Source organism: Microbispora sp. H10830, assembly GCF_014161375.1.
GTDB lineage: Bacteria > Actinomycetota > Actinomycetes > Streptosporangiales > Streptosporangiaceae > Microbispora > Microbispora catharanthi.
Genome location: NZ_JABBWX010000013.1, coordinates 74,684 through 87,150 on the forward strand (window position 1 = coordinate 74,684; position 12,467 = coordinate 87,150).

The 12,467-nt window shown below is 73.0% G+C and carries 11 protein-coding genes; 6 read left to right on the plus strand and 5 right to left on the minus strand.

Features of this window, described 5'->3' with window-relative positions; translation table 11 throughout:
- Positions 1–7: 7 nt before the first annotated feature.
- Positions 8–871 (minus strand): tRNA (adenine-N1)-methyltransferase, encoded by an 864-nt coding sequence (locus HHX35_RS29605; protein WP_139572988.1) that lies wholly within the window; start codon positions 869–871, stop codon positions 8–10.
- 319 nt (positions 872–1,190) lie between these two features.
- Between HHX35_RS29605 and HHX35_RS29610 the strand changes: the two genes are divergently transcribed.
- Positions 1,191–2,303 (plus strand): GNAT family N-acetyltransferase, encoded by a 1,113-nt coding sequence (locus tag HHX35_RS29610; protein ID WP_182901962.1) that lies wholly within the window; start codon positions 1,191–1,193, stop codon positions 2,301–2,303.
- Between the two features lie 116 nt (positions 2,304–2,419).
- On the opposite strand, the gene HHX35_RS29615 is transcribed toward HHX35_RS29610, so the two are convergent.
- Both HHX35_RS29615 and HHX35_RS29620 read right to left on the minus strand, forming a co-directional pair.
- Entirely contained in the window at positions 2,420–3,643 is a 1,224-nt protein-coding gene (locus HHX35_RS29615) for an aminotransferase class III-fold pyridoxal phosphate-dependent enzyme (protein ID WP_182901963.1), read from the minus strand.
- A 48-nt stretch (positions 3,644–3,691) separates the two neighbouring features.
- Positions 3,692–4,612, minus strand: a complete 921-nt coding sequence (locus tag HHX35_RS29620; RefSeq protein ID WP_139572991.1) for a carbohydrate kinase family protein — start codon at positions 4,610–4,612, stop codon at positions 3,692–3,694.
- Positions 4,613–4,664: 52 nt separating this feature from the next.
- Here HHX35_RS29620 and HHX35_RS29625 point away from each other — a divergent pair, with 52 nt between their 5' ends.
- Positions 4,665–5,255 carry a TetR/AcrR family transcriptional regulator gene (locus HHX35_RS29625; protein ID WP_182901964.1) on the plus strand — a complete coding sequence of 197 codons (591 nt, stop codon included), beginning with the start codon at positions 4,665–4,667 and terminating at the stop codon, positions 5,253–5,255.
- A gap of 41 nt (positions 5,256–5,296) precedes the next feature.
- On the opposite strand, the gene HHX35_RS29630 is transcribed toward HHX35_RS29625, so the two are convergent.
- Together HHX35_RS29630 and HHX35_RS29635 are read right to left on the minus strand one after the other, a co-directional pair.
- Positions 5,297–6,805 (minus strand): FHA domain-containing protein, encoded by a 1,509-nt coding sequence (locus HHX35_RS29630; RefSeq protein WP_182901965.1) that lies wholly within the window; start codon positions 6,803–6,805, stop codon positions 5,297–5,299.
- A gap of 186 nt (positions 6,806–6,991) precedes the next feature.
- Entirely contained in the window at positions 6,992–8,122 is a 1,131-nt protein-coding gene (locus HHX35_RS29635) for a site-2 protease family protein (protein ID WP_182901966.1), read from the minus strand.
- Between the two features lie 232 nt (positions 8,123–8,354).
- On the opposite strand from HHX35_RS29635, the gene HHX35_RS29640 reads away from it, so the two are divergent.
- The 4 genes from HHX35_RS29640 (at position 8,355) to HHX35_RS29655 (ending at position 12,345) form a co-directional block, all read left to right on the plus strand.
- Entirely contained in the window at positions 8,355–9,299 is a 945-nt protein-coding gene (locus HHX35_RS29640) for a sensor histidine kinase KdpD (protein WP_182901967.1), read from the plus strand.
- A 66-nt stretch (positions 9,300–9,365) separates the two neighbouring features.
- Positions 9,366–10,226, plus strand: coding sequence for a PD-(D/E)XK nuclease family protein (locus HHX35_RS29645; protein WP_139572996.1), 861 nt, complete (start codon positions 9,366–9,368; stop codon positions 10,224–10,226).
- 138 nt (positions 10,227–10,364) lie between these two features.
- Positions 10,365–11,564 (plus strand): sensor histidine kinase, encoded by a 1,200-nt coding sequence (locus tag HHX35_RS29650; protein ID WP_182901968.1) that lies wholly within the window; start codon positions 10,365–10,367, stop codon positions 11,562–11,564.
- A 97-nt stretch (positions 11,565–11,661) separates the two neighbouring features.
- Positions 11,662–12,345, plus strand: coding sequence for a response regulator transcription factor (locus HHX35_RS29655; RefSeq protein WP_182901969.1), 684 nt, complete (start codon positions 11,662–11,664; stop codon positions 12,343–12,345).
- Positions 12,346–12,467 lie beyond the last annotated feature (122 nt).

The following is a 12,467-nucleotide window of genomic DNA, read 5'->3' on the forward strand; positions in this document are numbered from 1 at the left end:
TGAATCGTCACACTTGTTCGATCCCCTCTCCATACGCCCCCTTGGCGGGACGCCTGCGCCGCGGCGGGGGCGTGACGCCGTCCGCCATGCGACGGGCCATGACGAGAAATCCCGTGTGGCCGACCATCCGGTGGTCGGGCCGTACGGCGAGACCTTCGACATGCCAGTCGCGAACCAGGGTCTCCCACGCGTGAGGCTCGGTGAAACTCCCGTGCTCTCGCAGGGTTTCCACCGTTCTGGACATCTGGGTCGTTGTCGCAACATAGCAGCAGATAACTCCCCCAGGGGTAAGGGACTTCGCCGCCGCGTCAACACACTCCCAAGGCGCGAGCATGTCGAGGATGACGCGGTCCACGTCCGCCTCGTCCAGCGCGTCGACGAAGTCACCGACCACCAGGCGCCACTGCCCCATCGGGCCGCCGAAGAACTTCTCCACGTTCTTGGTGGCCACCTCGGCGAAGTCCGCGCGCCGCTCGTAGGAGGTGACCTTCCCCTCCTGGCCGACCGCGCGCAGCAGGAAACAGGTGAGCGCGCCGGACCCCACGCCGGCCTCGACCACCCGGGCGCCGGGGAAGATGTCGGCCATGGCGACGATCTGGGCCGCGTCCTTCGGGTAGACCACCGCGGCGCCGCGCGGCATCGACACCGCGTAGTCGGCGAGCAGGTGCCGGAACGCCAGGTAGGCCGTGCCGCCGGAGGACCGCACCACGGACCCCTCGGGCTGTCCGATCAGGTCGTCGTGCGGGATCGACCCCTTGTGCGTGTGGAAGACGCCGCCCTCTTTCAGCGTCACCGTGTGCCGCTTGTTCTTGGGGTCGGTGAGCTGGACCTGATCTCCGGCCCGGAACGGGCCGTGCCTGCGAAAACCCATGCCGAAAAGGCTAGTGCCGCGACCGACGAGATTCGCCCGGACGAAGCGGTGTCCGGAGTGGTGCATCGCAAGGCGGAGGAGGAGGCCATAGCGGAGCTATGGGCGACCTTCCCGGGCCCCGCGGAGATTCCGAGCTTGCGAGGAATCTTCGTGGGTGGGGCGACAACGCGGCGAGGTGCCGCTCTGGGCGACGCGACAGGGCAAAGATCGGAGGGAGGGGCACGGGGTGCCGCGACCGACGAGATTTGCCCGGACGGGGAGCGGCGACGGCCGGGAAAAGACCTGGCCGGTGCGGTGTCACTGCTGGTAACAATGGGACATGTTGCCCCACGAGGCGATCCCTGCCGGGCCGGCCGTTCTGCGCCTGCCGGTCGAGGGGGACGCCGACCAGATCGCCCGAGCCTGCGCCGACCCTGAGATCGCGAGGTTCATCCCCTTCGTTCCCTCGCCGTACACGCGTGACGACGCGCTGACGTGGATAACGAAGGTCGTCCCCGGCACCTGGGAGAACGGCGGCGCCGACTTCCTCATCGCCGACGCCGCCACTGACCAGGTGCTCGGCACCGCCGGGCTCAAGCCGCCGGACCGGTTCGGCGCGACGGAGGTGGGCTACTGGCTCGCGCCCTGGGCCCGCGGGCGCGGCGTCGTCACGGCCGCCGTGCGAGTGCTCGCCGAGCGGGCCTTCGCCCGGGGCGTCCCCCGCATCTCGCTGATCGCCGAGGTGGACAACGTCCCGAGCCAGCAGGTCGCCCACCGGTGCGGTTTCACGCACGAGGGCGTGCTGCGCGCGGCCGGCTCCACCCGTGGGGAGGTCCGCGCCGACCTGGCGGTGTTCGGGCGGCTGAGCACCGACCCCGGCGACCCGATCGCGCCGTTCCTGCCGTTCTTCCCCGGAGGGTTCCCCGGCGGCTCGCTCACCGACGGCGTCGTCCGGCTCACGCCGCTGACCACCGCCGACGCGGCGGACTATTTCGCGCTGGCTTCGGTGCCCGACGTGATGGACTCGCACGTGCCGCCCGCACAGCCGGAGTACGCGGACGCCGAGGTCGTCTGCCGGTACGCCGGGCACCGGTGGCTGACCGGCCAGCGGGCGGACATCGTCATCAGGGACGCGGCGACCGGCGAGTTCGCCGGGGACATCCAGCTCACCGGCGTCATCCCGCCGCTCGGCCAGGCGATGCTCGGCTACAGCCTCCGTCCCGGCTTCCGCGGCAGGGGCCTGGTGACGCGGGCGGCGAACCTGCTGGTCGAGTGGGCGTTCGCGAACACGCCGCTGAGAAGGATCGTCGCCGGGACCTCGCCGGGCAACACGGCCTCCCACCGCGTGCTCGAACGGGCGGGATTCACCCGGGAGCACCTCGTCAAGGGGCTGCTGCCCGGCCCCGGGGGCACCCGCCTGGACGACGTCCAGTGGGCCAGGACACGCCCCTGAGCGAAACGGACCTCCCGCGCTCGGGCGCCGCCCGGAACCCGGCGCCCGAGCGCGGGGGCGTCCGCGGCACGGCACGCCCGTCGGGCGTCCCGGCCACGCCGGTGCAGGCCGGTCCCTCAGTCGGCTCCGTACGCGGCCCTCAGCTTGGCGAAGGCGGCGTCGGTGCCCTGGAGGGCCCGGTCGATCTCCTCGTCGGTGTGCGCGGCCGACAGGAACCAGTTGTGCCAGGGATGGAGATAGACCCCCTCCTCCAGGCAGGCTCCGGCCCAGGCGATGCCCTTCTCCAGGGTGGCGTCGCCCTCGAAGGACAGCCACGGCACCTGCACCGGGCCGGTCTGGCGGACCACGAAGCCGTGCGCGGCCGCCTGGGCGGCGAGCCCCTCGCGCAGCCGGGTCCCGGCCCGGTGCATGAGCGCGACGCCGTCGGTCTCGCGCAGGATCTCGATCGTCGCCTTGGCGGCGGCCATGGCCGTGGCCGAGAACCAGAAGGAGCCGGTCGAGTACAGCGTCTGGGCCGCCCCGCGCAGCGCGTCGGTCCCGGTGAGCGCCGCGATGGGGAAGCCGTTGGCCATCGCCTTGCTCCAGGCCGTCAGGTCGGGACGCACGCCGAGCGGCTCCCACGAGCCGCGCAGGTCCAGCCGCCACCCGGCGCGTACGTCGTCGATGACCAGCGCCGCGCCGATCCGGTCGGCCAGCGCCCGCACGCCCCGGGCGAACTCCGCGTCGGCGTGCTCCTGGTCCTCGAACGAGTCGTGCTTGAACGGGGTGACCAGGATGGCGGCGACGTCGCCGTCCGCCTGGGCCGCGGCGGCCTCGGCGCCGGCGAGGTCGTTGTAGGTGAACTCGATCGTGTCCGCCCGCTGGTTGGGGGTGACCCCCGACAGACCGGGCGTGCACCAGGGGTCGGCGCCGTGGTAGGCGCCGTGGGCGACCAGCGCCTTGGTCCTGCCCGTCGCCGCCCTGGCCACCATCAGGGCCTGGGTGGTGGCGTCGGTGCCGTTCTTGGAGAACATGGCCCAGTCGGCGGAGGGGATGAGGTCCACCAGCAGCTCGGCGAGCTCCACCATGACCGGGCCGGGGCCGTTCAGGCAGTCGCCCTCCGCCTGCTGCGCCGCGGCGGCGGCCTCCACCCGCGGGTTGCGGTGGCCGACGATCATCGGTCCCCAGCTGCACATCAGGTCGACGTACTCACGGCCGTCGGCGTCCCACTGCCGGGCGCCCTCGGCCCGGACGAAGAACTGGGGGTAGCGGTCCCCGTGCAGGGCCGCGTTGAGGTGGCCGTACATGCCACCGGGGATGACCTTCGCGGCACGGGCCCGCAGGGAGGCGTCGAGGGACATGGGCGGCACTCCTGGGATCGGAGGAATCGGGAGGTGGGGAACCGGGGATCAGGCGTCCGGGCCGGGGTCGTCAGCCACGAAGCCGTCCAGCCCGGCGTCGGAGCCGAGCCCGCCCGCGACCCGCGCGGCGACGGCCGTGCCGAGGCGGGCGGCGCCGAGGACGTCCCGGCCGCGCAGCAGTCCCGCGGCGAATCCGGCGCAGTACGCGTCGCCGCAGCCCGTGGTGTCGACCACCGGCACGTCCAGGGCGGGCACACGGGTGAGCCCCGCGGCGGTGGCCACGAGGCTGCCGGCGGCCCCGAGAGTGACGATCACGCCCTTGGGGCCCTCGGCGAGCAGCGCGGTCGCGGCCTCCTCCGGCGTCGACGCCCCGCTGAGCATGAGCGCCTGCTCCTCGTTCGGCAGGAGGTAGTCGACGTGGGGCAGGAACGCACGGACGCCGGGCATGAGGTCGGGCATGTTCGACAGCAGGTCCAGCGTGACGGCCGTGCCGCCCTCGCGAGCCTTGTCGAGCAGCGCGAAGAACGCGGGGTCGTGCAGGCCCCAGGTGACGTCCATGCCGCCGAGGTGCACCACCTGCGCGCCGGTGAGACGGTCCGCGTCGAGGTCGGCGGTCGCCAGGCCCAGGTTGGCCCCGGGCACGTGGAACGACGGCCGTCCGCCGTCGGGGCGGATGGGCAGGATCGAGGCCGCCGTCTGCTCCCCCGCCCTGCGCACCACGCCGCTCACGTCGACGCCGCGTCGCGCCATGATCATCAGGAGGAAGTCGCCGAGCTCGTCGTCGCCGACGGCGCCCATCGAGGCGACCGGCACGCCGATCTTCGCCAGGGCCACGGCCGTGCCCGCGGCCGCACCGGCCGCGGTGATGCGGATCTGCTCCAGCAGGTGGGTGTCCTGACCGGCCGGGATGGACTCGACCGGGCGGGCCAGGACGTCGACGATATGCACGCCGACCGTCACTACCGTCATGAGCGGATAATAGACGGGCGCCCGACTAAAATGTCAACCGAGGTGGTGGACCATGCCGAAGATCGTCAATCACGAGGAGCGCAGGGGTGAGGTCGTCGCGGCGGCCCGCCGGATCATCCTGCGCGAGGGCATCGAGGCCGCGACGACGCGGGCCATCGCCAAGGAGGCCGGCTACTCCAACGGGGTGCTCACGCACTACTTCGCCGACAAGGACGAGATCCTGCTGTCGGCCCTGGAGGCGTCCCATCGCCGGATCGCCGACCGGCTGCGGGAGAAGCTGTCGGGCCGCACCGGCCTGGCGGCGCTGCGCGAACTGCTGCTCGACAACGTGCCCCTCGACGAGGAGCGGGCCGGGGAGACCGGGCTGGAGGTGGGCTTCTGGGGCCGCAGCCTGACCAGCCCCGCGCTGCTGGAGGTCCAGCGGCGGGAGGCCGCCGAGCTCCGCTATCTGGTGACGAGCCTGCTCAGGTCCGCCGCCGAGGCCGATGAGATCCGTACGGACGAGGACCTGGAGGACGTGGCGGAACGGCTGCTTGCGCTCGTGGACGGGCTGAGCGTGCACCGGCTGCTGTATCCCGCGCACGTCACAGGCGACCGGCTGGAACGGCTGATCCTGAGCGAGATCGACCGGCTACGCCCCTGATCCGGCCGCCGGAGCCGGTGGCCCCGGCGGCCTCGGGATCGTCAGGCGTTGCGGTGGGGCTCGTACCGCATCGTGCGCGAGACGCCGACACGCACGGTCGTGCCGGGCAGGATCGGCACCGGCTCGTTCGGCGGGATGTCGTAGAAGTTGGGGTCGCCGGGCGGCTGGATCTGGGTGCCGTTCACCGAGCCCAGATCGAGCAGGTTGACGTCCCAGTTGTCCAGGAAGACCCGCAGGTGGCGGCGCGACACCGAGCCGTCGGGGCTGGTGACCCTGGCCGGCCTGGCCTCGCCCGACTGCACCTCGGGCGCGCGCTCGGGGTCGCGGCCCAGCAGGTAGTCGGCCTCCAGCGGCAGCGTCATGCCGTCGTCGAGCAGCAGCACGCCGAGCAGCGGCCGTGGACCCTTGTACGGCACCACCGCCCGCTGGTCGATGGGGATGCCGCAGACCGCGCAGTAGGGCGCGCGCGGGTCGTTGAAGTGGTCGTTCTTGCAGTCGACGCCGTAGACCATCGGCCGCTGCTCCAGCTCGGGCGCCGCGTCCATCTGGGTCGCCTCGCCCGGCTCCTCGTCGGCGGGTGCGTGCGGCACCGGCTCGAACGGCCCGCTCGGCGAGCCGTCCGGCCCGCCCAGATCATGCGGCCCGCCCAGGTCGTGCGGGGGGTTCAGGTCGTGCGCAGCGCCCCCATCCTCGGCGGGCTCGGGCAGCGGGGGCAACGGCTGCGGCCCCGAGTGGTGCAGCGGATTCGGGTCGGAGAAGGCGGGCGGCAGCGGCGGCAGCGGCTGGGAGACGTGGGACGGCGGCTGGACGGGCGGCGGCGCCAGCGGCTGGGAGGACCCCGGGGACGGCGCCGCCTGCTCGGCCGACGGCCCGCCGCCCGGCATGGGGCCGGACGGGAACGGCGACACGGGCGGCGGCGGCACGGGCGACGGCACTACGGGCCCGCGCGGGGCGATCGGCTCAGGAGCACCGATGGGCGGGGGCTGCACGCCCTGCTGCTGACCCTGCTGCTGCGGCTGGGGTGGGCGCGGAGGCAGCGGCGGGAAGGCGAGGTCGCCGTGCCGGGTGAGGTCGCACTCCAGCCCGGCCCCGGTGACCACACCGCCGTCCAGCCTCGCGTACGGGCTCGACGGGCCCGCTCCGGGCAGGCGCAACTCGACCCGGGACACCGGGCCGTTGACGAGACGGTCGGTCCAGGTCAGCGCGTCGTGCCCGGCGAGGCGGACCTCGCCGTCGGGGCCACCCGACACGGTCGCGTACGCGGCCCCGCTGACCAGCACGGCCACGCCGCCCCCGGCCGGCCCGGCGACCGCGCAGGCCACCGGCTCACCGCCGATCGACCTGTCCATGGCGCGCGCGAGGACCTGGGCCACCCGCCGGGCCAGCGCCCGGCCGTCCCCGCCCGTCGTGGCGGTCTCGCTCAGCGCGCCCAGCAGGTCGTCGACCGGCTGGTCGCCGCCGGTGGCGCACACGAGCAGCAAACCGTTCAGATGGGCGACCACGCCCTCCCCCGGCAGCGGGCGGACCACCCCCACGCCCTGTTCCGTCACAGAAGTTCTCCCTCCGGAAACGCCACCGGATGACCGGCACCATCGCCGGCACGCCATGTGCCGGATCGATCACCCCAGAAAGTAGCAAAAAAGAGTGGTGAACCGGCTTGCCGGAGTCCGCGGCGGGCGGCCGGACGGCGCCCGGCCCCGGTCTCGGTCAGCACCTTAGTCCCGGCGACGCCGCGCTCACACACCGCTGAACATGCGGTTGACGTCGGCCGTGGCGAGCACTCCGTAGATCTCGCCACCCCGCTCGACGAGCAGGTACTCCGGCGCGGGAGTGTCCCGCATGGCGTCCAGCAGGGGCTCCCCCTCCAGGTCGGCGCCGAGCACGAGCGAGGGCTCCAGGGCGCGTGACAGGGCGCCGACGTTCACCCACGGCCTGCGCTGCTCGGGAGTGGCGTTGACCGCCGCCTCGTTGACGATGCCGACCGGCCTCCCGTCGTGGTCGACCACCACCATGGCCCCCGCCCCCGCCTCGCGCGCCCGGCGCAAGCCCTCCGAGAGCGGCACCTCGGCGGTGACCGGGATCGCCCGGCGGGCGAGCACCCGGGCCCGCAACTGCGGCAGCCGGGCCCGTACGCGGGCCACCCGCAGCGACTGGGAGGCCCCGAGCCAGATGAACGACGCCAGCACCACCGTCCAGAGCATGCTCCCTATGCCGGGCTCCTGCCCGGCCATCAGGTTCATGAGGAGCGGCACCACGACCACCGCGACCGCGACGCCACGGCCGACCCACGCGGCGGCCATCGTGCCCGTGCCCGCGTCACGCCTGATCTTCCACACGGCCGCCCGCAGCATCCGCCCGCCGTCGAGCGGCAGCCCGGGCAGCAGGTTGAACAGCCCGACGATCAGGTTGGACAGCCACAGCTGCCAGACGAGCACCTGCGCCAGGCCACCCGGCGGCACGACGAACGCCTCCGCCAGGGCCCCGATCCCGGCCAGCCCCAGCGACAGCAGCGGCCCGGCGAAGGCCACGTTGAACTCCCTGCCCGCCGTCTCCGGCTCGCGTTCGATCTCCGAGACGCCACCGAGCATGTAGAGGGTGATCCGGCGCACCGGCAGGCCGTAGTGCTTGGCCACGACGCAGTGCGCCAGTTCGTGCAGCAGGACGGAGACGTACAGCAGGACGGCGAAGGCCAGCGCGACGGCGTACGCCGCGGCCTCGCTGTAACCCGGCAGCATGTCGGCGAACTGGGGCTGGAAGCTGATCGTGATGAACGCCGCCACGATGAGCCAGGTGGGTGAGACGTAAACCGGGATGCCGAACGGCCGTCCCATCCGAAGTCCGGTGGACTCCTTGACCGGTGTGCTCATGTGGCCGCCTTCCCCTCCCACGCCCCTCGATGCTACGCGCCGGGCCGTGAGGTCAGCCTAAGAGCTCGCCCGCCCCTCGCGCACCGTGTGATCGTCCCGGCGCGCGGGCCTGGGCGGTGGCCGGGGGACCGGCGCGGCGACCGGTACGGATTCGCGCGCGTCGCGGGTAAAGATTCGCACATACTTTCGCGCCGCGTGGGTCTCCCCCGCTCTCCTGGGTAGGCGGGCGCACATGGGCCTGCGCGCGCGCCTGTCCGACAGCATGACCAGCGCCCTGACGTCGGCGCTGCTCATGCGCGTGGGGTGGCTGGCGCATCGGCTCGTCCGGCCCGAGCCCGTCCTCGTCGAGCGGTTCCGCCGACGCCTCGACGAGATCAACAGCGGTGACGGCAGCGGGCGGATCCAGAAGCCGGAGCACCACACGGGAATGGCCCCGCTGGCCGAGAGCATCAACGCCACCCTCGACCACGCCGCTCGGTGCTCCCGGTTCGCCTCCGACGTCTCGCACGAGCTCCGCGGCCCCCTCACCGCCCTCCGGGTGAGATTCGAGGAGGCGCAGCTTCACCTTCCGGAGACCGGGCTGGATGAACTGCTCCGCGAGGGCTTGCGGGACATCGACCGGCTGGAATCCATCGTCGACGACCTCCTCACGTCGTGCCGGCTGCGGGCGGGGATCGCGACCACCCGGCCGCGCCCGGTCGACGTCTCCGAGGTGGTGAAGGAGGACGTCTCCCGGCAGAGTGGACCCGTCCCCGTCCTGCTCCGGCTCCAGCCCGGCGTGTACGTGAACGGCGTGCCGACACAGCTCGGCCGGATCCTGCTCAACCTGCTGAGCAACGCCCAGCGGCACGCCAGGCGATCGATCGTCGTCACCGTGCGGCGTGATCGTGACATCGCCGAGATGGCCGTCGACGACGACGGGGACGGGGTGCCGCCCGCCGATCGGGAGCGGCTCTTCGAGCGGTTCGTCAGGTCGGAGAAGTCGCTCCGAGTCGATCCTCACGGCGTCGGGCTCGGCCTGGCGATCTGCCGGGAGATGGCCTCGGCGCACGGCGGCACCATACACATCGAGGACTCCGACGCCGGCGGCGCGCGCTTCGTGGTCCGGCTGCCCGCCATCGATCCGGTGAGGCGTGATGTGCCGGTGCTCGCCGCCGCGGGGTCGGGCTCGGCCTGAGCCCGCCACGGCGCGCATGGAGAGGGGCGGGAGCGTTCTGTCGGCCCGGTGTCCTACAGTTCCGGCATGACCCTCGCCGAAGAGCGCGCCGTCATCGGGGCGCTTTCCCCCTCCCGGGCCGGTGACTTCATGACCTGCCCCCTCCTCTACCGGTTCAGGGTGATCGACCAGCTCCCCGAGCGGCCCTCGGCCGCCGCGGTCAGGGGCACGCTCGTTCACGCCGTGCTGGAACGGCTGTACGACCTGCCGGCGGAGGCGCGGACGGTCGCCGCCGCCCAGGATCTGCTGGAGCCCCAGTGGCGGCGGCTGCTCGCCGAGGAACCCGACTACGCGGGGCTGTTCGAGGACGACGGGGAGCGGGACGCCTGGCTGGCGCAGGCCCGTGGCATGGTCGACCGTTACTTCACGCTGGAGGACCCGCAGCGGCTGGAGCCCGCCCAGCGTGAGATGTACGTCGAGGTCGTGCTCGACAGCGGGCTGCTGCTGCGCGGCTACATCGACAGGCTCGACGTGGCCCCGACCGGCGAGATGCGGGTCGTGGACTACAAGACGGGCACGGCGCCGGGTCGCGACTGGGAGGCCAAGGCGCTGTTCCAGATGAAGTTCTACGCGCTGGCGCTGTGGCGGCGCAGCGGCCAGGTCCCCCGGATGCTCCAGCTCATGTACCTGGGCAACGGCGAGATCGTCCGTTACGTCCCCGACGAGGCGGACCTACGGGCGACCGAGCGCAAGGTCGAGGCGCTCTGGGCGGCCATCGAGCGCGCCGTGCGCACCCGCGAGTGGCGCGCCCGCCGCTCGCGGCTGTGCGACTGGTGCGACCACCAGGCGCTGTGCCCGGAGTTCGGTGGCACCCCGCCGCCCGTGCCCGACCGCGAGCCCGGGCTGTCCGCCCGCGTGAGCAGAAGGTCGGCCAGCGACGAGCTGTGACCGCGTCTCCCGCTCGCTCATCGGGGGGCTCACATCCGGCTCGCTCGGACTCCTCCTGCGGGGCTCCTCCGTGGGGAGGAGGGGGGATATCCCTCCCGGGCAGGGTGGACGCGGGCGGCGAACGCCTAGATTTGGTACGTGCGCACCACCCCCGGCAGTACGCGGTCCTGGCTTCGGGCTCATCCCCTGATCTACGACTCGATCCTCGCGGTGGTGCTGACGATCGCGTCCCTGTGGTGGATCGCCTCGGCCGCCCCCGGGCAGGAGGCCGGTTGGCTGCGCTCCGCGTCGCCGCGCCCGGCGGACGCGCTGAACCTGATCCTGGCGGCGGCCTGCACGCTGCCCGTGGCCCTGCGGCGTAGCCGGCCCTTCGTGCTGCTGGTGGCCACCTGCGTCCCTCAGGCGGCGCTCGACACGCTCCACTACGACCCCGGCCTGAGCGAGTTCGGCGGGCTCGTGCTGCTCTATTCGGTGGCCGCCTGCCGGGGGCTGGCGCTGAGCCTGGCCGCCCTCGTCGTCTCCTTCGCCTCCTACGTCGCCAGTGCCGTCGCCGGGGTCATCACCCCGTCCTGGACCGACCACGTCGTCGTCACCGCCGTCCTGCTGCTGTGCTGGGTGTGCGGCCGGGCGCTGCGGCTGCGCCGCGCCTACCTCGCGGAGCTGGTCCAGCGGGCCGACCGGCTGGAGCGGGCGCGGGAGGCCGACACCAGGGCCGCCCGGGCCGAGGAGCGCTCCCGCATCGCCCGGGAGTTGCACGACGTCGTGGCCCACCACGTCAGCGTGATGACGGTCCAGGCCGCCGCCGCGCGCAGGATGCTCGACACCAAGCCCGACGTGGCGCGGGACGCCCTCACCGCCATCGAGGAGATGGGCCGTACGGCGATGGCGGAGATGCGCAGCATCGTCGGCGTGCTGCGCACCGACGGCCCGGCCGAGCGGGGGCCGCAGCCGGGCATGCACGACCTGCCGGCGCTGGTGGAGCAGATGCGCGAGGCGGGGCTGCGGACCCAGCTGTGGATCGAGGGCGAACGGCGCGGCCTGCCGCCAGGGGTGGATCTGGCCGCCTACCGGCTCGTGCAGGAGGCGCTGACCAACAGCCTGCGGCACGCCGGGCCCGCCGCCCGCGCCTGGGTGACCGTACGGCACGAGCCGAACGAGCTGAGCATCCACGTGGAGGACGACGGGCGCGGCGCGGCGGAGGAGTCGGTGCGGATCGGAGGCAAGGGACACGGCCTCGTCGGCATCCGCGAGCGTGTGGCGCTCTATGGTGGAGTTCTGCGGATCGGTCCCCGCGCCAAGGGCGGGTTCGAGGTCCGCGCACACTTCCCCCTCAAGTAGAGCCCCCTCAAGCAGAGCCCCTTCAAGGACAGACCATGACGATCAGGGTGTCCCCCTCCACCCGGCGGCCCGCCGCCCCTCTCAGGACGGACGCATCATGACGATCCGGGTGTTGCTGGTCGACGACCAGCCGCTGCTGCGCACCGGGTTCCGGTTCATCCTGGAGGCGGAGCCGGACGTCACCGTCGTGGGCGAGGCGGGTGACGGCGCGGTGGCCATGGAGCAGTCCCGGGCCCTGCTGCCCGACGTGGTGCTCATGGACGTCCGCATGCCCGGCACCGACGGCATCGAGGCGACCCGCCGCATCGTGCGGGAGGCCGCGCCCAGCGCCCACGTGCCGAAGGTGCTCGTGCTGACCACGTTCGACCTGGACGAGTACATCGTGGAGGCGCTGCGCGCGGGCGCCAGCGGGTTCCTCCTGAAGGACGTGCCGCCGGACGAGCTGATCCAGGCGATCCGCGTGGTGGCGGCCGGCGACGCGATCGTGGCGCCGAGCGTCACCCGGCGGCTGCTGGACAAGTTCGCCACCCGGCTGCCCTCCGCCCACCAGCAGGCCACCCCCGCGCGCCTCGACCGGCTCACCGAGCGCGAGCTCGAGGTGCTGCGCCTGATCGCGAAGGGCATGTCGAACGCCGAGATCGCCGCCCAGCTCGTGGTCAGCGAGACGACCGTGAAGACCCACGTGGGCAACGTGCTGACCAAGCTGGGGTTGCGCGACCGGGTCCAGGCGGTCGTGCTCGCGTACGAGACCGGCCTGATCGTCCCCGGCGCTTTCTCCTGACCTTCGGCCTAGAGTCGTGTCTGGCAAATCAAGCCCTGCTGCGCGTCGCCCAGGCGGCGCCTCGCTGCGTTCTCGTCGTCGCCCATAGCTCCGCTATGGGCTCCTCCTCCGCCTTGCGATGC